This window comes from Rhizobium etli 8C-3 (assembly GCF_001908375.1).
GTDB classification, from domain to species: Bacteria; Pseudomonadota; Alphaproteobacteria; order Rhizobiales; family Rhizobiaceae; genus Rhizobium; species Rhizobium etli_B.
In genome coordinates this window covers 134,025-156,565 of sequence record NZ_CP017241.1, presented here as the reverse complement: position 1 = coordinate 156,565, position 22,541 = coordinate 134,025, and the positions used below count along the sequence as shown (strand labels likewise).

The following is a 22,541-nucleotide window of genomic DNA, read 5'->3' as shown; positions in this document are numbered from 1 at the left end:
CCGCGATGAACCACGCATTTCGAAAAGCCTGCCAAACCGATCTTGTCGACATCATCCGGCTGCTTGCCGACGACGATATCGGCCAAGGCAGAGAGGTCGTCGCCGATCCCGTCGATCGACGCTATCAGACGGCCTTTGACGCAATCGACGCGGACAAGAACCAACTGCTTGCGGTTGCCATGGATCAAAAGCATCACGTCGTAGGCTGTCTGCAGGTCTCCTTCATTCCCGGATTGTCGCGCACCGGCACGTGGCGCGGGCAGATCGAGAGTGTAAGGATTGCAAGGCAAGCACGCGGCAGCGGGCTGGGGACCGAATTCATCGAGTGGGCGATAGAGACATGCCGTGCGCGCGGCTGCAAGATCGTGCAGCTCACCTCGGACAAATCCCGGGCCGGCTCAATCCGCTTCTATGAAAAGCTCGGCTTTGCTGCGAGCCATGAGGGGCTGAAGCTTAGCCTATAGGCACGCTCACTTCAGTCTGCCCTTCATCGAGGCATCGGGAAAACAGGTCGGTCGCATACCGTTCTTTTCCTGCCACCGTCCGATGGACCGGCGGGTCTTGTAGCCCGGCAAGCCGTCCGATCCGCCCACATCGTAGCCTTGGCGCTCCAGCGCCTTCTGCATTGCCGCCACATCGGATCGCAGCATCTTACCGACATCGCCCCAAGCACCTTGAAAGGCGCCGGAGCCATATGCGATCCGGTCGGCGAGGTTGCCGATATAGAGCGCGTAGAGATCCGAGTTGTTGTATTCCTTGATGATATAGAAGTTCGGCGTGACGATGAATTCAGGCCCATCGCGCCCGGCTGGCACAAGCATCATGCCCGCAGCCATCATTTCACCGGATGGAAAGCCCTTGCCGGACTTGCGATTGATGCCAAGCGAAGCCCAGTGGGCAAGCGGCTGTGCGATGTCGGGACCTTCCTGTGCGCAGGAAACCGCCGCCGGAATCGTCACCTCGAAGCCCCAGTCACGATTTCGCTGCCAGCCTTTCTTAACAAGATAGTTGGCTATAGATGCCAGTGTATCCGGCACGGACGTCCAGATATTGCGGTGGCCGTCACCATCGAAGTCGACCGCGTATTTCAGATAGCTGGTCGGCATGAATTGCGGCTGGCCGAGCGCTCCCGCCCAAGAGCTCCTGAAGCCAGCCGGCGTTACGTCACCGCCTTCGAGAATGTGAAGCGCCGCAATCAGCTCGATCCGGAACATTTCCCTGCGAGTCGACATGAAGGCCTTCGTCGCCAGCACCTCGATCGCCGAATTCGGGATCTTCGCCGCGCCGAAGCCGGTCTCGCGGCCCCAGATCGCCAAGACGATCGAACCCGGCACCCCATAGGTCTTTTCGATACGTTTCAGCGTCGAGGAATATTGCGAGGCTAAACCGCGTCCGGTTGTCGCCAGCTTCTTCAACCGGTCCTCGTTGAAATACGGACCCGGCGACGAAAACTCGGCCTGCGTCTGCTTTCGTTCTTTCGCAGGCGGAAACCCGGGAGGCGCAAGATCGGGAAGATTCCAGTTGAGCGCGATTCCCCTGAATGCGGCCTGCAGCGTCTTTTCCGAAATGCCGGCCTTCTTCGCTTCAGGGCCAAGATCGCTGATGATCCATTGCTGGAATTGTCTTTCCACCGCTGGCTTGCTTTGGGCAAGTGCAGGCAGAGGGAGGAGAGCGAGAAGACATGCCAAGGCCATGGCCAAGCGGCCAATGCTGCTCCACTCTGCCCTGCCGAGTATCTCTCTCTCAAGCGGGCAGATCGGCAGGCAGCGCCCTCGCCGAGCGCCGTGTGATCTCCCCCCTTGTTGGAAGGATGACACCAAATGATAGAGGGGGGTGTCGTTTCGCATTTTTCCTCCTCAGATCGCAGTCCTTGCCCTCAAGGCAGCAGCCAGTGTCCCTTCGTCGAGGTAGTCGAGTTCGCCGCCGACCGGCACGCCATGCGCCAGCCGAGTGATCTTCACGTCCAATCCCGTCAGCTGGTCCGTTATATAGTGTGCTGTGGTTTGGCCCTCGACGGTGGCGTTGACGGCAATGATCAGTTCGCGAATTCCGCCTTGGCCGATGCGATCGATCAGTCCGCGAATGTTGAGGTCATCCGGTCCGACGCCATCAAGCGGCGAAAGCGTGCCGCCCAGGACATGATATGTTGCGTTCATTGCTCCGGCGCGTTCCAATGCCCAGAGGTCTGAAACATCCTCAACGACGATGATGACGGAGTGGTCGCGGCGCTCGTCCAGGCAGACGGTGCAGGGATCGACGGTATCGACATTTCCGCAGCGCGAGCAGACCTTCACCTTGTCATAGGCTTCGCCCATCGCGGTCGACAACGGTCCGAGCAGCTGATCCTTCTTCTTGATCAGGTGCAGTGCCGCGCGCCGCGCCGAGCGAGGCCCGAGACCCGGCACCTTCGCCAGAAGCTGGATGAGTTTTTCGATTTCGGGGCCGGTGACTCGCTTTGTCATGTGCCGTTCTTAGCCCATATGTTGCCGAAACGGAATCACGGAAAGAGTAGACCATATGATGAAAATACGTGCCGTCTGCATCGGCAATTTCGAGCGGCTGCCCGGCAAGAAATACAGGACGGGTATCCATAAGCATGCCGTCAACGGCGCCGTGATCATCGACTGCGAAGGCCTCGTCGGCGACGCCATCGGCAACCGCGAGCATCACGGCGGTGTCGATCAGGCCGTCTATGTCGAAGGATCGCTGACACTCGATTGGTGGACCGGAGAGCTCGGGCGCCCCATCGAACCAGGCACGTTCGGCGAAAATCTTGTCATCGATGGCCTAGACAACCGCACAGTTTCAGTTGGAGACCGCTTGGTAGCGGGCGACCTCGTTCTCGAGGCGACGTCGGCGCGCATTCCCTGCGCGACCTTCGCCGCAAGGATGGCCGATCCGAAATTCGTGCGACGCTATACCAAGGCCAGCCGCCCCGGCATCTATTGCCGGGTGATCACCGGTGGGGTGGCAAAGGCCGGATTGCCCGTCGAATACGTGCCGTACGCAGGTCAGAAGGTCACCATGCCCGAGATGCTTGCGACATTCGGCAAGTTGCTCTCGCCCGAGGACCGTGCGCGGTATCTCGCCGCGCCCATCCACTTCAAACTGCGCAACCTTCTGGAAGCGCAGCTGTCACACTAGCGCAGGCGTGCTGGGAAAGCCCAAGGCCTATTGCTGGAGCCGGCCGGGCACGCATCGACACCGCCGCCCTCCGGCTTGACAATGATTAAGGTCATCCGGCTGCGGCCGCGCGCGCATATGTCGACAACTGAAACCATTGTTGAGAGCATCTGCGCCAAGGCGCGGTCACGCTTGGCTCGTGTCGCGCGCCGACGCCAACGAGATCGGTCGCGATCTGTTGCGACTGACCGCATACACTCCTGACCCGATTTAACCGTCCGCGGCTTCTAAGGAAGGCAATGTTCCAAATTTCCCACAGACGTCGCTCAGCGCATCGCGATTGCGACGGCGGCGCCGGCCATGGTTCCGGCACTGGCCCGATTTGCGATCCTGATCGCACGGCGGCTCTTCAGGAAGCCGCGGGCTTTTGCGGCAAGGAGTGCCCAGCTGAGGTCGATCACAATCAGTACAACAAACATGGTCGCGACGAGTTCTGTCCAGCCAACAATCGTCACAGAATGAATATCGACGATCGAAGGCAGCAGGGCGACGTAGAACATCATGATCTTCGGATTGCCGAGCGTCACCGTCATCCCCGCAAGGAACAGCTTTGCGGTGGAGCGGGCTTCAGGCAGCTTTTCCTCGCTCGCATCATGAGAGGCGAACCACATCTTCCAGGCAAGATAGAGCAGATAGCAGACCCCGAGCCACTTGATGGCGACAAAGGCCAAATGGAAGGTTCCGGCAACCGCAGCAAGGCCAGCCACCGCGCAGGTCAGCCAGATCGCTTCGCCGATCCACATGGCGGCGAGGAATGGCAGAACGTCACGGGTGCCCTTGGACAATACACGGGCGACAAGCGCCGCAACGCTTGGCCCCGGTGAACCGGCGGCCAAGAAGAGAGAGCCGGCAAAAACAATGAGACTGGTCAGCGTCATCGGCGCTCTCCCCGGCGTAGATGGCTGCAAATCTCAAAACGGCATCTTGAAGCCGGGCGGGATCGGCAGCCCGGCAGTCAGCGCCTTCGTCTTTTCGGCTGCAGCGGCTTCCGCCTTGTCCTTGGCATCCTTGTGGGCGGCAATGATCAGATCCTCGAGGATCTCGACGTCGTCTTCCTTGAACAGCGAAGGGTCAATCTTCAGGCTCTTGAGTTCGCCCTTGCCACTCATGACAACGGTGACGAGACCGCCGCCCGCCTTTCCTTCAGCCTGGAGCTCGGCTATTTCCGCCTGCATCTGCTCCATCTTGGCCTGCATTTCCTTGACTTTGCCCATCATGCCCATGAGGTCGCGCATCGTCTGGTTCCTTCTTTACCTTCAGAAATCTAGGTCGTCGCCGGGCAGAATGTCACCCTCTTCGGATTCGGCGACTGCAGGCGGTTTCGCCTCGCCCTCTTCCTCCGGTTCGGGTGCCCTTACCCGCACGTCGATGATCCTTGCACCGGGGAAATGCGCCAGGATCGCGGCCACATCCGGATCCTGCCGGGCGTCGCTCACCTGCTGCTCCTTGGCCTTGGCCTCTGCCTCGACCATCGTCGGGTCGCCGGCCTCGCGGCTGAGGCTGACGATCCAGTGTATGCCGGTCCATTCCTTCAACTTGACGGCAAGCTCGTTGAGCAATGTCGCCGGCGCCCCGTCGGTGAGGTTCACGTCGAGACGGCCCGATTCAATTTTCACGGGCCGCACGAAATTGCGCACGAGTGCTTTCAGCTTCGGGTCGCGCTTTTCCGTAGCGAGGTTGACGATATCGGCGATCGCATTGACAGAAACGAGCGGCTTGGGCGCTTGCGCTGGCTTCGTCTCGATGCGGCCTGGCGCCTGCATCGGCTGCGGATCGGGATCGGGTACGGCACGCAACATGGCCGGTCCCCCTGAAGGCTGCGGCCTCGGCGTGCTCTCCGTCGCGCGCACGGCCACCGCCGATTGATAGGGTACACGGGCGCCATTGCTGCTGCCGTTACCCGACGGCGTAGGCGAAGGACGCGAACTGCTGCCGTTTTCGGAGAGCTCGGCAAGGCGACGCGCGGCATCTTCGGGCGAGGGCAGGTGCGCCGCATGTGCCAGCCGGATCAGCACCATTTCCGCCGCACCGGCCGTGCGCGAAGAGCTTTCCGTTTCCGCAATGCCCTTCAACAACATCTGCCAGATCCGCGACAGCGCCGTTACCGCAATCCCTTGAGCGAACTCGCAGGCCCTGGTTCGCTCGACTTCGCTGAGCGACGGGTCATTGGCAGCGTCCGGAACATATTTTAGCCGGGTAACGAGATGGGTGAAATCGGCAAGGTCGGTCAACACGACGACGGGATTTGCGCCGGCCTCGTACTGCGCCTGAAATTCGGCGAGCGCTGCGGCGACATCGCCTCTGGCAACATGCTCGAAGAGGTCGACGATGCGAGCACGATCGGCAAGGCCCAGCATGCCGCGTACCGCCTCCGCCTGGACGACACCGCTGCCATGGGCGATCGCCTGGTCAAGCAGCGAAAGGCCGTCGCGTGCCGAGCCTTCGGCGGCGCGTGCGATCATCGCCAGCGCATCCGGCTCCGCATCGATGCCTTCCTTCGCTGCGATGGTCGTAAACAAGCCGACGAGATCGGCCGCGCTGATGCGGCGGAGATCGAAGCGCTGACAGCGCGAAAGAACGGTAATCGGAACCTTGCGGATTTCCGTGGTCGCGAAAATGAACTTCACGTGCTCCGGCGGCTCTTCGAGCGTCTTCAGCAAGCCGTTGAAGGCCTGTGTCGAAAGCATGTGGACTTCGTCGATGATATAAACCTTGTAGCGCGCAGACACCGGCCGATAGCGTACCTGCTCGATGATCTCACGAATATCGTCGATACCGGTATGGGAGGCAGCGTCCATCTCGATCACGTCGACATGGCGGCCTTCCATGATCGCCTGGCAATGCTCGCCCGGTACGCGCAGGTCGATCGTCGGCTTGTCGATCTCGGGCGTTTTGTAATTCAGCGCGCGCGCCAGAATACGGGCTGTCGTCGTCTTGCCGACGCCGCGGACGCCCGTCAGCATGTAGGCCTGCGCAATGCGGCCGGTCTCAAAGGCGTTGGTCAGCGTGCGGACCATCGGCTCCTGGCCGACCATCAGGTCCGTGAAATCCTTGGGGCGGTATTTGCGTGCCAGCACCCGGTACCCGGTGCCCGTCGAGGCGGCATCTTGTGACTGTCGCTCGGTGTCGCTCATCGCCCTGCTTATCGCCCGGAACGCCGGGCATTTGGAAGAAAGAAGGGTGGGAGGCTGGCACGATGACCCGTGCCGGGCTCGTTAGGGCTGCTTCCTTCCGGACCTGACCCGGTTGGCGAGTGGCTCGTCCACCACCAACCTCCCGGATGCACATATCGGCAATATCGCCATCAAAAGCAAGCCAAGCTCAAAAAAAACTGCTAATCATAGGAAAAATATGGAGGAATGCCTGTTGGACGATTTCATTCTCGACCGTCGGCTGGAGAGCGACAGCGACAGAGTCATGCAGACGGGTCTGTGTGATCTCCGTTTATCGAAGGACGCCCGCTGGCCCTGGCTGATCCTGGTGCCACGCAGGGCCGGCATCACGGAGATCTTCGAACTCACGCCGCTCGATCAGGTGCTTCTCGCCTTCGAAACCGAAATGACTGCGGCTGCGCTGAAGAAGATCACCGGCGCCACAAAAATCAACATCGGGGCCCTTGGCAATATCGTCCGCCAGCTTCATGTTCATGTCATTGCCCGCTTCGAAGGCGATGCCAACTGGCCAGGCCCTGTCTGGGGCTTCGGTAAGGCCGAGCCCTACGAAGCGGGCAAGAGAGACGAATTCATAGCGAAGTTGCGGGAAGCCCTTTCATCATGAACCGTTCGCTTTTCGATTCGGATGTTCCACATCCGGAACCCAGCAATCTCACTGCCTTTGCCGCAAACGACCTCAACCGTGATTCCGAACATCGCGACGAGGAGTCCGTCGAGAAGGCACTGGCGAAGGACGGCACCCACATCTTCGCCTTCGCCAAGGACAAGCTTGTCCTGAAGCATGATGGGCAGGTGCTGGATCCGCTGTTTGCCCGCTACGAACTGCAGGAACTGCAGCCACATTGGGACGAGACGATCCTGCTCGGATACCGCAAAACGGGCGAACCGCGGCTTGCCGTTCCCGTCGGCATTCCGGCCGACGATCTTGAAAGCCATTACAAGCCCGCCGACGCGCGCACGCTCTACCGCGACCAGCTCGTCGATGACGTTCTGCTCGGCGAATACGCCCAGGCCGCAAGCCTCATCCGCTGGAACGGCGACAACCGCTTCTGCGGCCGCTGCGGTGGCACGATGGAGATGCGCATCGGCGGCTACAAGCGGATTTGCATGGCCTGCGAAAACATGATCTTCCCGCGCACCGACCCTGTGGTTATCATGCTGGCGGTCGATGAACAGCGCGACCTTTGCCTGCTCGGCCGCAGCCACCATTTTACGCCGGGCATGTATTCCTGCCTCGCCGGTTTCGTCGAGCCCGGCGAAACGATCGAAAACGCCGTGCGCCGCGAGACGCTGGAGGAGTCCGGCATCAAGACCGGCCGGATTCGCTACCACGCGTCGCAGCCGTGGCCGATGCCGCATACGCTGATGATCGGCTGCTATGCCGAGGCGAAATCGACAGAGGTCCATCGCGACGAATCGGAACTGGAGGATTGCCGCTGGTTCACCCGCGAGGAAACAATTGAAATGCTCGAACGCCCAGGCGCCAACGGCCAGGCTTCGCCGCCCAAAGGCGCTATCGCCCACCGCCTGATGCGCGATTGGGTGGAGTGGAAAAAGCAATAGGGCAATGCGATGGCGCGCTCGGAACGCCTTCTGACCCTGCTTCAGACGTTGCGGCGCTTCCGCCGTCCGGTAAGCGGTGCCGTCCTGGCAGCGGAAACAGGCGTCAGCATCCGCACGCTCTATCGCGATATCGCCAGCCTCCAGGGCCAGGGCGCTCTGATCGAAGGAGAACCCGGCGTCGGCTACGTCTTGAAACCCGGTTTCATGCTGCCGCCGATGATGTTTTCGCAGGAGGAGATCGAGGCGCTGGTCCTCGGTTCGCGCTGGGTCGCCCGCGCGGCAGATCCGCGACTTGCTGCTGCCGGCGCCGATGCGCTGGCGAAGATTGCCGATGTCCTTCCACATGAAATGCGCGACGAAATCGAGACCTCGACGCTTCTCGTTCACCTGCGTCCGCCCGTTGCCGACAAGGCCGATCTTGACGCCATTCGCAAGGCGATCCGCAGCGAACGGATTCTCAAACTGACCTATTCCGATGAGAGCGGGACCGTCTCCGTCCGCAATATCTGGCCCTTTGCACTCAGCTACTTCGAGCAGGTCCGCGTCGTGGTGGCCTGGTGCGAACTGCGGCAGGATTACCGTCATTTCCGCACCGACCGGATCGTCGAAATGAGACCCCAAGACGTACGGTATCCGCGCCGCCGCGCCGTGCTTCTCAAGGAGTGGCGGGATCAGCAGGAAATTTCGTCTTAGCCTCGACACTACTGCCATAAACTGACAGTGGTCAGCGCTATTATCGGGACAATCCCAAACTGGAGGACCGATGATGACGAGCTTGAACCCCACTCGATCGACATGCCGAAATGACGTTGCCGAGGACACATCTACCCAAGCGAAATTCCCGCAATCTCTGATGCTGCGAATGATGTTGAACGCATCGCGCAACCTGGTGCGGAGCCGCTATCCTCAGCTCGATCTCGATGCGATGTCCGACTATATGAAGCGCGATATCGGGTTCATGGACTGGATCCAACCACACCACGAGAGCAACTGAATTCGCCCCACCGCCCAGTGGCCAGCGCCGCCCAATCAGCGGCGGCTTTGGCGCTTGCCGCCGTTGATCGCCGGCAAGCGCTGAACCTGTGCAACCCATTCCAGAACCGAGGGACATCCGATATGACCAGCCCCAACCTCATCATTCTTTACGTCAAGGATCCCGCCGAAAGTGCGATCTTCTACAAAGACCTGCTCGGCCGCGAGCCTGGGGTTGCCGCGCCGAATTTCGTCGCTTTCCCACTCGACGGCGGTTTCACGCTCGGCCTGTGGCGGCGCAGCACGGTCGAGCCGCAACCTTCCGCGATCGGCAATCGCGGAGAGGTCGCCTTCATGGTGGCTGGCGAAAATGCCGTTGCCAAACACTACGAGGATTGGCGAAAACGCGGTCTGCCGATTGCTCAGAAGCTGACCGATCTCGATTTCGGCCCGACCTTTGTCGCGCTCGATCCGGACGGCCACCGGCTGCGCGTGTGCGAACCCGACAAGTGAGAGAGCAGGAAGGGCGCCACCGGCGCCCCTCCTCACTTGTGCAGCTGGCCCCGCATCGGATGGCCCCTGTAGACCCCGAGAATGCGGACATTTTCTGAAAAGAACCGCAACTCTTCCAAAGCCCGGCGCACATGGGGATCGTTCGGATGTCCTTCGATATCGGCGTAAAACTGCGTCGCCACGAACTTGCCACCCAACTGATAGCTTTCGAGCTTCGTCATGTTGATGTTGTTCGTCGCAAAACCACCGAGGGCCTTGTAGAGCGCGGCCGGAATGTTGCGGACGTTGAAGACGAAGGTCGTGACGATCTTTTCTTCCTCGGAGCCGCGGTTTGCCCATTCCTCGTCGCGCGAGAGCACGACGAAGCGTGTAACATTGCTCTCGGTGTCCTCGACATTTTCGGCAACGACGTCGAGGCTATAGAGCTCGGCGGCAAGACGCGGCGCGAGCGCCGCCATCGTTCGGTCGCCGGTTTCCTTGACGAGCTTTGCAGCACCTGCCGTATCTCCGGCAATCACCGGCTTCCAGCCATTTGCGCGCACGATCTTCCGGCATTGACCCAGCGCGTGGATGTGGCTGTGCACGGTGCGAATTTCGTCCTTCGAGACGCCGGGCAGCACCATCAGCTGGAAACGGATCGGCATGAAGTATTCGGCGATGATGTGCAGCCGCGACTCCGGCAGGAGGTGATGGATATCGGCGACACGGCCCGCGATCGTGTTTTCAATCGGGATCATCGCAATATCGGCATCGCCATTGTCGACCGCCGTGAAGGCGTCTTCAAACGTCTGGCAAGGCAACGGCTCCATTGTCGGGAACATGTCACGGCAGGCCATGTCGGAGTTAGCGCCGAATTCGCCTTGAAACGAGATTCGATTGGTCTTGATGTTCATGACGATGTCCTTCATGCCTTCCTTGCCGAAAGAATGCGGCGGGCCTTCTCCAGATCGACCGGCGTATCGACCCCAAGTGGAACGGTTTTGACGATCTCCACGTCGATGCGCATGCCGGCTTCGAGCGCGCGAAGCTGCTCCAGGGATTCGCGCTTCTCAAGGGCCGACGGGCCGAGCGAGACGAATTTCTCGAGCGCAGCCCGGCGATATGCATAAAGACCGATATGGTGATAGAGCGGCCCTTGGCCATAAGGTGCTGTGGCGCGGGTGAAATAGAGCGCATGAAGACGGGTTTCGGAGAGCGGAGACCCCACGACCTTGACGACGTTCGGATTGATCCTCTCTTCCTCGTCGGTGATCTCGACGGTGAGCGTCGCAATATCGACGGTCTCCCCTTCCAACGGGCGCAATGCAGCTCGGATCGTTTCTGGATCAATGGTCGGCAGGTCGCCTTGGACGTTGACAATGATCCTGGCCCTGGCGTCCGGATCGACCTTGTGCAGGGCTTCGAAAATGCGATCGGAGCCGGATTGGTGGTCCTTGCGGGTCATAACGACTTCGAAGCCGGCTTTCGAAACTGCCTCGAATACCTCCTCGTCGTCGACCGCGATGACAACACGGCCGATCTGCGCTTCCTTCGCCCGCAAAGCGACCTGGACGATCATCGGCAATCCGCAAATATCGGCCAGCGGCTTGCCGGGAAGGCGGGTGGACGCCATGCGGGCGGGGATCAGAACCAGCACGTCATCTAAATTTGAAGCAGTCATCGTTCGGACCTTCTATTCCAGGCAGGAAAGTGTCAAAAAGTCTCACGTACAAGACCATTTAGACAGTTGCAACGAACTGCCAAAAGACATAGGTTCCGCGCGATTTCAAGATGGTGCCTATTCAGGGTCTGCCGACTGCACGGGGAGCATTGCAGATGAATTCTTATGTCAATATGGGCGTTGGGGCGCTTCTCGGAACAATTTTCGTCCTGATGTCAGTGTCGATCGCGTCCGAAGGGATCTTCCATTCCGAAGCGCCGGAGAAGGAAGGTTTCGCTATCGTTGCTGAAGAGGCGCCCGCTGCCGGCGGTGGCGAAGCTGCACCTGCAGCAGCTGTGGTTCCGATCGCCAAGCTTCTTGCCAGCGCCGATGCCAAGGCTGGCGAAACGGTATTCAAGAAGTGTCAGTCCTGTCATGACGTGACCAAGGGAGGGCCAAATAAAGTCGGTCCGAACCTCTATGGTCTCGTCGATCGTCCGATCGCTTCGCATGAGGGCTTCGCCTATTCCTCCGCCATGAAGGATTTCTCCAAGGGCGGCAGCGAAAAGTGGACCTTCGATCACCTGAACCATTTCCTGCTGGCACCGAAAAAACAGATTCCGGGCACGGCCATGGGCTTTGCCGGCCTGCCGAAGGAACAGGATCGCGCGAACGTAATCCTTTACTTGCACACGCTGGCAGACGCACCGGTTCCGTTGCCGGATCCGAACGCGCCCGATACCGTTACGCAGTAATCCTGCAGCAGAGCTTTCCCGACGAAATCGAGAGCCCGGCCGACGCCGGGCTTTTTGCGGTCAGGCGCCGAGCAGATAAGCCCAGAGCGAAACCGATATGGCGCCGAGTGCCGTCGTTACCGTGATCGTGGAGGCCGCGAGGCTGTGGCCGACGCCGAAACGATTGGCGATCAGCCAGGCGTTGACGCCGGTGGGAACAGCGGCGATCAACACCAGCGCCGCGGTCCAGCTGGCAGTCAGTCCAACCAGATGGCTTGCGGCCCAGACGCAGCATGGAAGCAACACCAGTTTGAAGGCAGATGTGACGCTGGCGATGCCGACATTGCCGGAGACGCCATACCTCTCGAGAGCCATGCCCAGGGATACAAGGGCCACAGGTCCAGCAACGCCTGCCAGCTGGTCGACAATCGACGCCACCGGCTGCGGCATTGGAAGACCTGCAAGGTGAACCGCTGCACCGGCGACAAGGCCGATGACGAGCGGATTACGGACAAGATTGAGACCGATCTGTCGAAGCAGTTTCAGCATGCTGCGCTCGCCTTTGCCCGCAATCTTCCGCTCCGCCCGCTCCATCATGATCGTGCCGATGACCATCATGACGGGCAGATGCACGGCGATCAGGATTGAAAGCGGCACAAGACCCTCATTGCCGACCGTGCGTTGAACAAGCGGCAGACCGACGAAGATGGTATTTGCAAATGCCGACGAAACGCCGGCAAGCACGCCGATGCGATCATCACGGCCAAAAAACCGGGTCGCCGCAACGTGACCTGCCGTCCAGGTCACCGCAACCCCGGAGAAATAAGCGATCCAGAGACGAAACGGCGAAGCACCGTGGAAATCCGCTTCGGCGATCGTGCGGAAAAGAAGCAGTGGGACGGCAATCTTGAAAACGAAATCGCTCAAAGCGTCGCCGACATCTGCCTTCATCAGTCCCGTTTTGACGATCAGCCAGCCGATCAGAATCATGATGAAGATGGGAAGAACGTCGAAGATGATGGCTATCATGTGGAGGGATGCCTTGCGCGGGGATATCCTGCTCTAGCAGCAAAACTTCTTCGTTGACAAATGGATTGGCAAAGGCGCGCGGGCACGGCAGAAACAAAAAAAGCGGGCACTGCCCGCTTTTTCGCATCCGGACGGGCCGGACACCCGGTTCCGGTGCTGCCAGTTCATCCGTGGTCAGCGCCTGCTCCGGTACAGTCGAAGGGCATTTCGCCTTCTCATCCGGCCACAACTCAAAGGCTGCTCGTGCCGGCCTGCTTGCAAGTGTGTCTAAAGTCTCAACGTAACAAAGACATGACGGACCGACGGCACTTGCGAAGAAATGGGCCAGCGGCGGCGTTTTTTCTTCCAAAGCCAGGAAATTCCGGTAAGACCGGATCCCGGCTATCATCTAATCGGGAACCTCCCCTTTCATGACAAAATTCGATGTTCTGACTGTCGGCAACGCCATCGTCGATATCATCGCGCGCTGCGACGACCAGTTCCTCATTGACAATGATATCACCAAGGCGGCGATGAACCTTATCGACGCCGCCCGCGCCGAACTCCTTTACTCTCGAATGGGACCGGCACTCGAAGCTTCAGGCGGAAGCGCTGGCAATACGGCAGCGGGCGTTGCAAGCCTCGGCGGCAGGGCCGCATATTTCGGCAAGGTCGCGGAGGATCAGCTCGGCGAGATCTTCGCCCACGACATCCGGGCTCAGGGCGTACATTACCAGACGAAGCCAAACGGCACGTTCCCACCGACCGCGCGCTCGATGATCTTCGTCACGGATGACGGCGAACGCTCGATGAATACCTATCTCGGCGCCTGCGTCGAACTCGGCCCGGAGGATGTCGAGCCCGAGATCGTGGCACAAGCCAAGGTGACCTACTTCGAAGGCTATCTCTGGGATCCGCCGCGCGCCAAGGAAGCGATTCGCGAATGCGCCCGCATCGCCCACGAGAATGGCCGCGAAGTATCGATGACGCTCTCGGACAGTTTCTGCGTCGATCGCTACCGCGCGGAGTTCCTCGACCTCATGCGCTCCGGCACTGTCGACATCGTGTTTGCCAACCGGCAGGAAGTACTCGCTCTTTACGAAACGGACGATTTCGAGGAGGCGCTCGACAAGATCGCCAAGGATTGCAAGATCGCGGCTGTGACGATGAGCGAAAACGGCGCCGTTATGCTGAAAGGCAAGGAACGCTGGTATGTCGACGCGATTCGCATCAAGGAAGTGGTCGATACGACCGGCGCCGGCGACCTCTTCGCCTCAGGTTTCCTCTATGGCTACACCCATGGACGGACGCTGGAAGATTGCGGCAAGCTTGGCTGCCTAGCAGCTGGCATCGTCATTCAGCAGATCGGCCGCGGCCGATGAAATCGCTTTCCGAAGCCGCCCGCGACGCGCAGCTTATTTGAAGGCTTCGCCCGGGTAAGCGCCCCAGATTTCCGACTGCGCCACCCAACCTTCGGCGCTGTCGGCTTCGGCATGACACCAATCGCCGTTGCATTCGGCGATATGGATCATCACACCCGGCTCCAGCTTGGCGACAACGGTCGCTGACGACTGCGGCTCTCGGCGCATATTGACATAGACAAACTTGCCCTTGCCCTTCATCCACGGTGCGGCAATCGCCGCGCGCTGCCCCGACAGGAGCGATTGGTTTACCCAGCCTTCCGTGCCATCCGCATCGCGGATACGGCGCCAGTTGTCGTACTCCTGGATGATTTCGACCGGCAGGCCGGCCTTGAGATACATCCACGATGCGGCATAATCCGTGCCCGGGCCGATGCGCAGATTGACGCGCTTCGACTTCAGCGTGACGAAGCGCGGAAGCGGTAGGCCGCTCGGGCCCTTTGCCACTTGCGCATAAGCGGGTTCGGCGGCGTGGGCCGCAAACACCAGACCAACCGCAAAGACGAGGCAGACCTTAAGATATTTTCCACGCATGGAGATTTCCGTTCGCTCAAGTTCGCCAGCAGATCCAGCCTGCTTGCCGCCGGGCTTTGACATTCACCTAACGTACCCGCGAGTTTTGTTTGTCTTCGCGTGTGGGTCTGGTAGAAAATGCCCGAGACGGGAAAATTATCCCCCGTCTTGGTTAAAGACCTCTGAACAGGGCATGGCCGGCCGCGATGACATCAAAGAAAAAACCGAAGGTCTACATCACCCGGAAACTGCCGGATGCGGTGGAAACCCGCATGCGAGAACTTTTCGACGCCGAGCTCAATATCGATGATTCGCCACGCTCTGCCTCTGAACTCATCGAGGCCGTAAAGACGGCCGACGTCCTGGTGCCGACGGTGACGGACCGCATTGATGCCGATCTTATCTCGCAGTCTGGTCCGCAAATGAAGCTGATCGCGAGCTTTTCGAACGGCACCGACCACATCGATGTCGAGGCGGCAGCCCGCAAGGGAATTACCGTTACCAACACGCCGAATGTTCTGACCGAGGACACGGCCGACATGACAATGGCGCTGATCCTGGCCGTGCCCCGGCGCCTCGGCGAAGGTGCACGGGTGCTTACCGACAAGCCCGGCGAATGGGCCGGATGGTCGCCGACCTGGATGCTCGGCCGGCGAATTCACGGCAAGCGCATCGGCATCGTCGGCATGGGCCGGATAGGCACAGCCGTTGCCCGCCGCGCCAAGGCCTTCGGCCTGTCGATCCACTATCACAACCGCAAGCGGGTGAGCCCGGCGACCGAGGACGAACTCGAGGCAACTTATTGGGAAAGCCTCGACCAGATGCTGGCACGGGTCGACATCGTTTCCATCAATTGCCCTTCGACGCCAGCAACCTTCCACTTGATTTCCGCTCGCCGCCTCGCGCTGCTGCAGCCGACCGCCTATATCGTCAACACCGCGCGCGGTGACGTCGTGGATGAGAGCGCCTTGATCAAATGCCTGAGGGAGGGAAAGATCGCCGGCGCCGGCCTCGACGTTTTCGAGAACGAACCTGCCGTCAACCCGAAGCTTGTCAAACTTGCAAACGAGGGCAAGGTGGTGCTGCTGCCGCACATGAGTTCGGCAACGATCGAAGGTCGCATCGATATGGGCGACAAGGTGATTATCAACATCCGCACCTTCATCGACGGCCACCGGCCGCCCAATCGCGTGCTGCCCGGCCGCTAGAGGGCGAGAACCTTGCGCATTTCGATATAGGTGATCCGATCGAAACCCGGATGAGATTTTTCGGCCGTCTTCGCAAAACCCCAGGCGGCAAAGACCGAATGGTTCTCGGTCAATTCGATTCGCGTTTCGAGCCGCAGCGCCGATAGCAGGCGCTCTTTCGCAGCCACCTCGGCTACCTGCAGCAAGAGCTTTCCAACACCCCTGCCCTGCGCCTCCGGCGCGACCGCGAGTTTGCCGAGATAAAGACATCCAGGCTCAGGCCTCAAGAACATGCAGCCAAGCAAATCCTCGTCTTCAAGCGCGACGTAACCGATTTCTCTTACGGTTTTTTCGGCAAGTGATTGCGATGTCAGGCTCAGGGCCGAAGACGGCGGATTGATGCGGCCATTCATATGGGCGAAGGACGAGAGGATTAGTTGCAGCAGCTCGCTCCAGCGGTGGAAATTCCCATCGATCCGGACGATCTTCATGAACCGCTCGGCCCTTGAGCGCGGCGGCGCTTGTAACGGACGCTGTCGAAACGGACAGCAAGCGCATCGTAGAGCAGCAACCGGCCGATAAGCGGTTCCCCGGCGCCGGTAATGACCTTGATCGCCTCCATCGCCATCAGCGTGCCGATGACACCGGTCAATGCCCCGATGATGCCGGTTTCGGCGCAGGCGGGAATGAGGCCCTCCGGCGGGATTTCCGGAAATAGATCGCGATAGGCGGGGTTGAGCGCGCCGTCTTCGGCTCGTTCGTAAGGCTTCAGGACGGTCAAAGATCCGTCAAAACGGCCGACAGCACCGCTCACGAGCGGAATTTCCGCCAGTTCAGCGGCATCGGCTGCAGCGTATCGCGTCTCGAAATTGTCCGACGCATCGATCAGCAAGTCGAAGCCAGAAAGATGGCGGCGAGCGGACTCGGACGAAAAGCGCTCTTCGAAGCGGATGACGTTCACATGCGGATTTAGCCGGGCGATTGCAAAGGCGGCGCTTTGCGTCTTCAGATCGCCAATCGTGCCGGAATCATGGATGACCTGGCGCTGCAGATTGGAGAGCGAAACGCGATCGTCATCGGCAATGCCGAGTGTGCCGATCCCGGCAGCTGCGAGGTATTGCAGAACCGGTGCGCCGAGCCCGCCCGCGCCGATTACCAGCACACGCGCTGCCTTCAGTCTTTGCTGACCCGCTCCACCGATCTCAGGCAGCAGAATATGACGCTGATATCTTGCGATTTCTTCCGGGCTCAAGGGTTCCATGGACGCAATGCTATCATGGCCTGAAGGCGCGGGGAAAGCGGCATCCGTCATTCGAATACCCGGCCATCGGCAACAGTGAAGAATTGAGCGCGGTCGCCGAGGAGAGAAAACATCGAGCGATCGGTGCCGGTCATGAAGGCCTGGCCGCCAAGCGCATCGATGAGATCGAAGAGCGCGCCGCGGCGGGCCTCGTCGAGATGGGCGGCGATTTCATCAAGAAGCAGAACCGGCGCATGGCCAGTGAGATTGGCGACAAGCTTGGCATGGGCGAGGACCAGTCCGACAAGCAGCGCCTTCTGTTCGCCCGTCGAACAACGCTCCGCCTCCATCTGCTTTTCGCGGTGCCGGACCAGCAGATCGGCTCGGTGCGGGCCTTCAAGCGTGCGGCCGGCCCCGGCATCACGATAGCGGTTTTGAGCGAGCATCGCGGCATATTCATCTTCCAGGTCTACGGAAGGGCGCGCCAACTGACCATCCATGAAACCGGAAAGTTCGAGTGTGGCGGAGGGGAAAGGCGAAGTTTCGCGCGTTTCCTCTATCAGGCGGGAAAGCAGGCCGAGCATTTCTTCGCGCGCAAGCGCCATGGCGATGCCCAGGCTTGCCATCTGCTCTTCGATACCCGACAGCCAGGAGGGGTCGAAACGGCCGTCGTCCAAGAGTTTGTTGCGGCTGCGCATGGCGCGCTCGAAATCGGTGGCGCGGCGGCCGTGTGCAGGATCGAGCGATAGCACGAGGCGATCAAGAAAGCGGCGGCGGTCTGAAGATCCGCCGGCGAAAAGGCCATCCATGGCAGGCGTCAACCAGAGCACGCGCAGATGATCCGTCAACTCGTCGGCCGTCTTTGCCGGCGTGCCGTTGATGCGCAGCTTGCGGCCGGTATTGTCATCGCCAGAATCGATGCCAGTCCCGATTTCGACCTCACCTTCCATGCCGTCGAGCTCGGCAAAGATCGAAAAGCCCGCGGGGGCCCCGACCCGCGTGACATCTGCATAGGTGGCGCGGCGAAGACCACGGCCAGGCGAGAGGAAGGAAACCGCCTCCATCAGATTGGTCTTGCCGGCACCGTTGTCCCCCGTCAGCACGACATGGCGCCCATCGAGCGTCAGCGAAGCCGCCGCGTAGTTGCGGAAGTCGGTGAGCTTCAGGCGGGAAAGGGAAACCTTGTGGGGCATCGCACATCCGGATTCGGGGCATTGGGGCAGAGCTATGCCGAACGGAAGTTCATGGCAAGGGTCGGCTACGAGACAAGCCGCTTTAATAGCTGTGGGGGGCGGCTCTCGTTTCCGTTTTCGTATTTCCCAGGTGTTTCCACGGATATTCCTCTGGCAAAGAAAGAAGCCCCGATCAACTCCGCGATTTCGGCAGAAATCACTTTAGGCCACCGCAAAATTCTGAGACAACAAAATGTTCTGTGCTCTTAGACGCCGCGCCGGATCTGACAGGCAAACACCGGTTGAGTTTGCCAGGAGAGCAGACATGGAAACGGCGCCACCGGAGAGATTGTCTTCTCGATCGTCCTCACAGACGTCGCGCGTGACTACGTTAGACGAGGCAATATCCGCAGTCTGTAAACTTTTTTATGAGGCCTTGGGTTCCAGCGAAAGAGCCATCCACGGCGCAAAGCGACTGGAAATCGATCGTACTTCCCCGGTACTTTCCCATCGAACGACAGAACGGTTGAACGGAAGAAAACTTACAATTGAACTGGCTTGGGGAGATTTGGTGGAGCTAAGCGGGATCGAACCGCTGACCTCTTGCATGCCATGCAAGCGCTCTCCCAGCTGAGCTATAGCCCCATCAGGGTGGTCCGGGTATTGTATCCGGTCCTGGGATACTCCGTGGCATATGCCCGGCGGAGTGGCGGCTTCTTACTTGCGGTTTTCGCAGATGGCAAGCCAAAAAAACCGGCCCGGAGATTTTTTGCCGTCCGGGCCGTGCTTACGATCAGACTTCGTCGTCGTCGCCGGTGACGCCGATGATATCGCTCATGTCATCATCTTCATCGTCTTCGTCGGCTTCGAGGAACGTATCGTCGTCATCGCCTTCGATTTCGACGTCGTCGTCGCCGATATCCGGGATATCATCGCCGGATGCGCCTTCATCGGCGTCTTCCAGCGACACGAGTTCGACTTCGGTGTTTTCGGTATCGACTTCCTGAACCTCGTCTTCTTCGGCGATCTCGGCTGCTGCTGCCGATGTTTCCTGGAAGAAGGACAATGGGTAGGACTTTCCGGTATAAGGAGAAACGATCGGATCCCGGTTCAGATCGTAGAATTTCTTGCCGGTTTCCGGATCGGTGCGCTTGGTTCCAAGTTCCGCTTTCGCCACTATAAGCCTCGTGAGAATGGCCGAATGCTAAATTCGGCAAATGCCGTTCAAACCGGCGTTTCATCGGAATTTATAAGCCGGTCCCCATAATCGTTGCGGCCAACGATGTCAAAGCGAAACTTCGCGCTGCAATCAGTATGGACGAATGATCGTCAGATGACCGGCAAATAACATTGTGTTAGGTAGCGCCCGAAACGATAAACCAGCGAGACACAGATGTATCAATCGCCCCGTTTCAGGGAAAATGATCTGGCGACCCAGCAGCAGTTGATCCGCCCCCATCCATGGGTCGTGCGTGATGCTCCTGCGCATTTCATCCGAACGCAACCGAAAGCCGTCACCGGCGCCGAACCGAGATCACGACGATCCAAGCCAAGGTGGAAGGTCAGCCAAAACCGGCCGGTCGCCCATCGCGAAGGCGTGGCGGTAAGCATCGGCGGGACGACTGGTGAGGCCGAGATGCTGGATCTTGTGAAGCGCGACCGCAGGCTGGAAGGAAACCATTGAGCAAGACATTTATAATCGCCATCGATGGACCCGCAGCCGCGGGCAAGGGCACGCTTTCGCGGCAGATCGCCGATGAGTACGGCTTTCATCATCTCGATACTGGCCTGACTTATCGAGCGGCTGCGAAGGCGTTGCTCGATGCCGGCCTGCCGCTCGATAACGAGCAGGTCGCCGAAAAAATAGCTCGCGAAGTTGAACTGGGCGGCCTCGAGCGCGATATACTTTCAAGGCATGAGATCGGCGAAGCCGCCTCAAGGATTGCCGTCATGCCCGCCGTGCGCCGGGCGCTGGTGGACGCGCAGCGGCGGTTTTCGCAGAAGGCTCCCGGAACAGTGCTCGACGGACGTGATATCGGCACCGTCGTCTGCCCGGATGCTCCGGTTAAGCTTTATGTGACTGCTTCCCCGGAGGTGCGCGCCAGGCGCCGCTACCAGGAGATCATCGGCAAGGGGGCAACGGCAGATTTCGATGCGATCTTCGAGGACGTGAAGCGGCGCGACGAACGCGATATGGGACGGGCCGACAGCCCCTTGAAACCAGCGGAAGAAGCACACTTGCTTGATACGTCGGAAATGAGTATAGAGGCCGCGTTTCAAGCTGCGAAATCGATCATCGACGCAGCATTGAGGCGAAACAGCTGAATTCGAGCGATCGTTCCGTGCTTTTGCCGGGAAGCGCTTTATTAAAAGCCTGAAATTCCGTCCAAGCGCCGGATTGCTTCCTTGCAAGGAGGCGGACTGGGTTCAGGCCCGTTCAACACGAACCAACCGGCGCATACGTGGGCCTTGTCAGTATCAAAGGTCACGCAGGAGATTTTATGTCAGTAGCTACTCCCTCTCGCGAGGATTTCGCGGCCCTTCTCGAAGAGTCCTTTGCCAAGAACGATCTGGCTGAAGGCTATGTCACCAAGGGCATCGTCACCGGCATCGAAAAGGATGTCGCCGTTGTCGACGTCGGCCTGAAGGTCGAAGGCCGCATCGCGCTCAAGGAATTCGGCGCGAAAGCCAAGGATGGTTCGCTGAAGGTCGGCGACGAAGTCGAAGTTTATGTCGAGCGTATCGAAAACGCGCTTGGCGAGGCGGTTCTGTCGCGCGAGAAGGCTCGCCGCGAAGAAAGCTGGATCAAGCTTGAAGCAAAGTTCGAAGCCGGCGAGCGCGTCGAAGGCGTGATCTTCAACCAGGTCAAGGGCGGCTTCACTGTCGACCTCGACGGTGCGATCGCCTTCCTGCCGCGTTCTCAGGTCGACATCCGTCCGATCCGCGACGTGTCTCCGCTGATGCACAACCCGCAGCCCTTCGAAATCCTCAAGATGGACAAGCGCCGCGGCAACATCGTGGTTTCGCGCCGTACGGTTCTGGAAGAGTCCCGTGCCGAGCAGCGTTCTGAAATCGTTCAGAACCTCGAAGAAGGCCAGGTTGTTGACGGCGTCGTCAAGAACATCACCGATTACGGTGCGTTCGTTGACCTCGGCGGCATCGACGGCCTTCTGCACGTCACCGACATGGCATGGCGCCGTGTGAACCACCCGTCGGAAATCCTGAACATCGGCCAGCAGGTCAAGGTTCAGATCATCCGCATCAACCAGGAAACCCACCGAATCTCGCTTGGCATGAAGCAGCTCGAGAGCGATCCGTGGGATGGCATCCAGGCAAAGTATCCTGAAGGCAAGAAGATTTCCGGTACGGTCACGAACATCACCGACTACGGTGCTTTCGTCGAGCTGGAGCCGGGCATCGAGGGCCTGATCCACATCTCCGAAATGTCCTGGACCAAGAAGAACGTACACCCCGGCAAGATCCTGTCCACGAGCCAGGAAGTCGAAGTGGTCGTCCTCGAAGTCGATCCGTCCAAGCGCCGTATTTCGCTCGGCCTCAAGCAGACGCTGGAAAATCCGTGGGCAGCTTTCGCCCGCAATCATCCGGCCGGCACTGAAGTCGAAGGCGAAGTCAAGAACAAGACCGAATTCGGCCTGTTCATCGGTCTCGACGGCGACGTCGACGGCATGGTGCATCTCTCCGATCTCGACTGGAACCGTCCGGGCGAACAGGTCATCGAAGAGTTCAACAAGGGCGACGTCGTCAAGGCAGTCGTTCTCGACGTCGACGTCGAGAAGGAACGCATCTCGCTCGGCATCAAGCAGCTCGGCAAGGATGCGGTTGGCGAAGCAGCTGCTTCGGGCGACCTGCGCAAAAATGCTGTCGTTTCCTGCGAAGTGATCGCAGTCAACGACGGCGGCATCGAAGTGAAGCTCGTCGACCACGAAGACATCACTTCGTTCATCCGCCGCGCCGACCTGTCGCGCGACCGCGACGAGCAGCGTCCCGAACGCTTCTCGGTTGGTCAGGTTGTTGACGCCCGCGTCACCAACTTCTCCAAGAAGGACCGCAAGATCATGCTGTCCATCAAGGCTCTGGAAATCGCAGAAGAGAAGGAAGCTGTCGCTCAGTTCGGTTCGTCCGATAGCGGCGCTTCGCTCGGCGACATCCTTGGCGCGGCTCTGAAGAACCGCGGCGAGTAATCGTTAAGCTTTGAAATAATG

General features: G+C 59.7%; 25 protein-coding genes, 1 tRNA gene, 1 other RNA gene and 1 pseudogene. 13 read left to right on the top strand and 15 right to left on the bottom strand.

Features of this window, described 5'->3' with window-relative positions; translation table 11 throughout:
- The first annotated feature begins 5 nt into the window (after positions 1-5).
- A complete protein-coding gene (locus tag AM571_RS00765; protein ID WP_074059752.1) occupies positions 6-464 on the top strand; it encodes a GNAT family N-acetyltransferase in 459 nt (152 codons plus the stop codon).
- Between the two features lie 6 nt (positions 465-470).
- On the opposite strand, the gene AM571_RS00760 is transcribed toward AM571_RS00765, so the two are convergent.
- Both AM571_RS00760 and recR read right to left on the bottom strand, forming a co-directional pair.
- A complete protein-coding gene (locus AM571_RS00760) occupies positions 471-1,694 on the bottom strand; it encodes a lytic murein transglycosylase (protein WP_074059751.1) in 1,224 nt (407 codons plus the stop codon).
- A 162-nt stretch (positions 1,695-1,856) separates the two neighbouring features.
- Entirely contained in the window at positions 1,857-2,462 is a 606-nt protein-coding gene (recR, locus tag AM571_RS00755; RefSeq protein ID WP_074059750.1) for a recombination mediator RecR, read from the bottom strand.
- A 58-nt stretch (positions 2,463-2,520) separates the two neighbouring features.
- Between recR and AM571_RS00750 the strand changes: the two genes are divergently transcribed.
- Entirely contained in the window at positions 2,521-3,144 is a 624-nt protein-coding gene (locus AM571_RS00750; protein WP_074063001.1) for an MOSC domain-containing protein, read from the top strand.
- 305 nt (positions 3,145-3,449) lie between these two features.
- Here AM571_RS00750 and AM571_RS00745 read toward each other — a convergent pair whose 3' ends face one another.
- The 4 genes from AM571_RS00745 to ffs all read right to left on the bottom strand — a co-directional run bounded on the left by AM571_RS00745 (position 3,450) and on the right by ffs (position 6,460).
- Positions 3,450-4,061, bottom strand: coding sequence for a LysE family translocator (locus AM571_RS00745; protein ID WP_074059749.1), 612 nt, complete (start codon positions 4,059-4,061; stop codon positions 3,450-3,452).
- Positions 4,062-4,094: 33 nt separating this feature from the next.
- Positions 4,095-4,418 carry a YbaB/EbfC family nucleoid-associated protein gene (locus AM571_RS00740; protein ID WP_022713223.1) on the bottom strand — a complete coding sequence of 108 codons (324 nt, stop codon included), beginning with the start codon at positions 4,416-4,418 and terminating at the stop codon, positions 4,095-4,097.
- 21 nt (positions 4,419-4,439) lie between these two features.
- Positions 4,440-6,317 (bottom strand): DNA polymerase III subunit gamma/tau, encoded by a 1,878-nt coding sequence (locus AM571_RS00735; RefSeq protein ID WP_074059748.1) that lies wholly within the window; start codon positions 6,315-6,317, stop codon positions 4,440-4,442.
- 46 nt (positions 6,318-6,363) lie between these two features.
- An RNA gene (gene ffs, locus AM571_RS00730) (signal recognition particle sRNA small type) lies at positions 6,364-6,460 on the bottom strand.
- A gap of 89 nt (positions 6,461-6,549) precedes the next feature.
- Between ffs and AM571_RS00725 the strand changes: the two genes are divergently transcribed.
- From AM571_RS00725 to AM571_RS00705, 5 genes are all read left to right on the top strand, one after another.
- Positions 6,550-6,960, top strand: a complete 411-nt coding sequence (locus AM571_RS00725) for an HIT domain-containing protein (protein WP_196776299.1) — start codon at positions 6,550-6,552, stop codon at positions 6,958-6,960.
- On the top strand, positions 6,957-7,919 hold the full coding sequence (gene nudC, locus AM571_RS00720) for an NAD(+) diphosphatase (RefSeq protein ID WP_074059746.1): 963 nt from the start codon (positions 6,957-6,959) through the stop codon (positions 7,917-7,919). Before AM571_RS00725 ends, nudC begins: the two co-directional genes overlap by 4 nt.
- Before the next feature lie 9 nt (positions 7,920-7,928).
- Positions 7,929-8,612: a helix-turn-helix transcriptional regulator gene (locus AM571_RS00715; protein ID WP_074059745.1), complete on the top strand. Its 684-nt coding sequence runs from the start codon at positions 7,929-7,931 to the stop codon at positions 8,610-8,612.
- A gap of 70 nt (positions 8,613-8,682) precedes the next feature.
- Positions 8,683-8,913, top strand: coding sequence for a hypothetical protein (locus AM571_RS00710; RefSeq protein ID WP_074059744.1), 231 nt, complete (start codon positions 8,683-8,685; stop codon positions 8,911-8,913).
- A gap of 122 nt (positions 8,914-9,035) precedes the next feature.
- Complete coding sequence (locus tag AM571_RS00705) at positions 9,036-9,404, top strand: VOC family protein (protein ID WP_074059743.1); 369 nt, start codon at positions 9,036-9,038, stop codon at positions 9,402-9,404.
- A gap of 32 nt (positions 9,405-9,436) precedes the next feature.
- Here the strand turns inward: AM571_RS00705 and AM571_RS00700 are convergent, their stop codons facing one another.
- Both AM571_RS00700 and AM571_RS00695 read right to left on the bottom strand, forming a co-directional pair.
- Positions 9,437-10,297 (bottom strand): prephenate dehydratase, encoded by an 861-nt coding sequence (locus AM571_RS00700; RefSeq protein WP_074063000.1) that lies wholly within the window; start codon positions 10,295-10,297, stop codon positions 9,437-9,439.
- Between the two features lie 11 nt (positions 10,298-10,308).
- Positions 10,309-11,064 carry a 3-deoxy-manno-octulosonate cytidylyltransferase gene (locus AM571_RS00695; RefSeq protein WP_074059742.1) on the bottom strand — a complete coding sequence of 252 codons (756 nt, stop codon included), beginning with the start codon at positions 11,062-11,064 and terminating at the stop codon, positions 10,309-10,311.
- A 155-nt stretch (positions 11,065-11,219) separates the two neighbouring features.
- Here AM571_RS00695 and AM571_RS00690 point away from each other — a divergent pair, with 155 nt between their 5' ends.
- Positions 11,220-11,798 (top strand): c-type cytochrome, encoded by a 579-nt coding sequence (locus tag AM571_RS00690; RefSeq protein WP_074059741.1) that lies wholly within the window; start codon positions 11,220-11,222, stop codon positions 11,796-11,798.
- Between the two features lie 60 nt (positions 11,799-11,858).
- Here the strand turns inward: AM571_RS00690 and AM571_RS00685 are convergent, their stop codons facing one another.
- A complete protein-coding gene (locus AM571_RS00685) occupies positions 11,859-12,806 on the bottom strand; it encodes an AEC family transporter (RefSeq protein ID WP_074059740.1) in 948 nt (315 codons plus the stop codon).
- A gap of 410 nt (positions 12,807-13,216) precedes the next feature.
- Here AM571_RS00685 and AM571_RS00680 point away from each other — a divergent pair.
- Positions 13,217-14,208 (top strand): annotated as a pseudogene (locus tag AM571_RS00680) (adenosine kinase).
- On the opposite strand, the gene AM571_RS00675 reads toward AM571_RS00680, so the two are convergent.
- Entirely contained in the window at positions 14,201-14,740 is a 540-nt protein-coding gene (locus AM571_RS00675) for an SH3 domain-containing protein (RefSeq protein WP_074062999.1), read from the bottom strand. The pseudogene AM571_RS00680 and the gene AM571_RS00675 overlap by 8 nt on opposite strands.
- 185 nt (positions 14,741-14,925) lie before the next feature.
- On the opposite strand from AM571_RS00675, the gene AM571_RS00670 reads away from it, so the two are divergent.
- A complete protein-coding gene (locus tag AM571_RS00670) occupies positions 14,926-15,927 on the top strand; it encodes a 2-hydroxyacid dehydrogenase (RefSeq protein ID WP_074059739.1) in 1,002 nt (333 codons plus the stop codon).
- On the opposite strand, the gene AM571_RS00665 is transcribed toward AM571_RS00670, so the two are convergent.
- The 5 genes from AM571_RS00665 to AM571_RS00645 all read right to left on the bottom strand — a co-directional run bounded on the left by AM571_RS00665 (position 15,924) and on the right by AM571_RS00645 (position 19,495).
- Complete coding sequence (locus tag AM571_RS00665; protein WP_074059738.1) at positions 15,924-16,397, bottom strand: GNAT family N-acetyltransferase; 474 nt, start codon at positions 16,395-16,397, stop codon at positions 15,924-15,926. The two genes, AM571_RS00670 and AM571_RS00665, sit on opposite strands and share 4 nt — an antisense overlap.
- Positions 16,394-17,218: a molybdopterin-synthase adenylyltransferase MoeB gene (locus AM571_RS00660; RefSeq protein WP_074059737.1), complete on the bottom strand. Its 825-nt coding sequence runs from the start codon at positions 17,216-17,218 to the stop codon at positions 16,394-16,396. Before AM571_RS00660 ends, AM571_RS00665 begins: the two co-directional genes overlap by 4 nt.
- Positions 17,215-18,339 (bottom strand): DNA replication/repair protein RecF, encoded by a 1,125-nt coding sequence (recF, locus tag AM571_RS00655; RefSeq protein WP_074059736.1) that lies wholly within the window; start codon positions 18,337-18,339, stop codon positions 17,215-17,217. Before recF ends, AM571_RS00660 begins: the two co-directional genes overlap by 4 nt.
- Before the next feature lie 548 nt (positions 18,340-18,887).
- A tRNA-Ala gene (locus tag AM571_RS00650) sits at positions 18,888-18,963 on the bottom strand.
- Positions 18,964-19,111: 148 nt separating this feature from the next.
- On the bottom strand, positions 19,112-19,495 hold the full coding sequence (locus AM571_RS00645; RefSeq protein WP_074059735.1) for a TIGR02300 family protein: 384 nt from the start codon (positions 19,493-19,495) through the stop codon (positions 19,112-19,114).
- Positions 19,496-19,711: 216 nt separating this feature from the next.
- On the opposite strand from AM571_RS00645, the gene AM571_RS00640 reads away from it, so the two are divergent.
- From AM571_RS00640 to rpsA, 3 genes are all read left to right on the top strand, one after another.
- A complete protein-coding gene (locus tag AM571_RS00640; RefSeq protein WP_074059734.1) occupies positions 19,712-20,002 on the top strand; it encodes a hypothetical protein in 291 nt (96 codons plus the stop codon).
- Positions 19,999-20,643, top strand: a complete 645-nt coding sequence (gene cmk, locus AM571_RS00635) for a (d)CMP kinase (RefSeq protein ID WP_074059733.1) — start codon at positions 19,999-20,001, stop codon at positions 20,641-20,643. The genes AM571_RS00640 and cmk overlap by 4 nt, the downstream gene beginning before the upstream one ends.
- A 176-nt stretch (positions 20,644-20,819) precedes the next feature.
- Entirely contained in the window at positions 20,820-22,520 is a 1,701-nt protein-coding gene (gene rpsA, locus AM571_RS00630; protein WP_022713201.1) for a 30S ribosomal protein S1, read from the top strand.
- Positions 22,521-22,541 lie beyond the last annotated feature (21 nt).

Coding starts and splice junctions, on each gene's coding strand:
- AM571_RS00710 (WP_074059744.1), top strand. CDS start 8,683: ATGATGACGAGCTTGAACCCCACTCGATCGACATGCCGAAATGACGTT.
- AM571_RS00765 (WP_074059752.1), top strand. CDS start 6: ATGAACCACGCATTTCGAAAAGCCTGCCAAACCGATCTTGTCGACATC.
- AM571_RS00695 (WP_074059742.1), bottom strand. CDS start 11,064: ATGACTGCTTCAAATTTAGATGACGTGCTGGTTCTGATCCCCGCCCGC.
- AM571_RS00640 (WP_074059734.1), top strand. CDS start 19,712: ATGTATCAATCGCCCCGTTTCAGGGAAAATGATCTGGCGACCCAGCAG.
- AM571_RS00670 (WP_074059739.1), top strand. CDS start 14,926: ATGACATCAAAGAAAAAACCGAAGGTCTACATCACCCGGAAACTGCCG.
- recF (WP_074059736.1), bottom strand. CDS start 18,339: ATGCCCCACAAGGTTTCCCTTTCCCGCCTGAAGCTCACCGACTTCCGC.
- AM571_RS00715 (WP_074059745.1), top strand. CDS start 7,929: ATGGCGCGCTCGGAACGCCTTCTGACCCTGCTTCAGACGTTGCGGCGC.
- nudC (WP_074059746.1), top strand. CDS start 6,957: ATGAACCGTTCGCTTTTCGATTCGGATGTTCCACATCCGGAACCCAGC.
- rpsA (WP_022713201.1), top strand. CDS start 20,820: ATGTCAGTAGCTACTCCCTCTCGCGAGGATTTCGCGGCCCTTCTCGAA.
- AM571_RS00705 (WP_074059743.1), top strand. CDS start 9,036: ATGACCAGCCCCAACCTCATCATTCTTTACGTCAAGGATCCCGCCGAA.
- AM571_RS00685 (WP_074059740.1), bottom strand. CDS start 12,806: ATGATAGCCATCATCTTCGACGTTCTTCCCATCTTCATCATGATTCTG.
- AM571_RS00735 (WP_074059748.1), bottom strand. CDS start 6,317: ATGAGCGACACCGAGCGACAGTCACAAGATGCCGCCTCGACGGGCACC.
- AM571_RS00660 (WP_074059737.1), bottom strand. CDS start 17,218: ATGACGGATGCCGCTTTCCCCGCGCCTTCAGGCCATGATAGCATTGCG.
- AM571_RS00760 (WP_074059751.1), bottom strand. CDS start 1,694: ATGGCCTTGGCATGTCTTCTCGCTCTCCTCCCTCTGCCTGCACTTGCC.
- AM571_RS00675 (WP_074062999.1), bottom strand. CDS start 14,740: ATGCGTGGAAAATATCTTAAGGTCTGCCTCGTCTTTGCGGTTGGTCTG.
- AM571_RS00750 (WP_074063001.1), top strand. CDS start 2,521: ATGAAAATACGTGCCGTCTGCATCGGCAATTTCGAGCGGCTGCCCGGC.
- AM571_RS00745 (WP_074059749.1), bottom strand. CDS start 4,061: ATGACGCTGACCAGTCTCATTGTTTTTGCCGGCTCTCTCTTCTTGGCC.
- AM571_RS00740 (WP_022713223.1), bottom strand. CDS start 4,418: ATGCGCGACCTCATGGGCATGATGGGCAAAGTCAAGGAAATGCAGGCC.
- AM571_RS00700 (WP_074063000.1), bottom strand. CDS start 10,297: ATGAACATCAAGACCAATCGAATCTCGTTTCAAGGCGAATTCGGCGCT.
- recR (WP_074059750.1), bottom strand. CDS start 2,462: ATGACAAAGCGAGTCACCGGCCCCGAAATCGAAAAACTCATCCAGCTT.
- AM571_RS00665 (WP_074059738.1), bottom strand. CDS start 16,397: ATGAAGATCGTCCGGATCGATGGGAATTTCCACCGCTGGAGCGAGCTG.
- AM571_RS00690 (WP_074059741.1), top strand. CDS start 11,220: ATGAATTCTTATGTCAATATGGGCGTTGGGGCGCTTCTCGGAACAATT.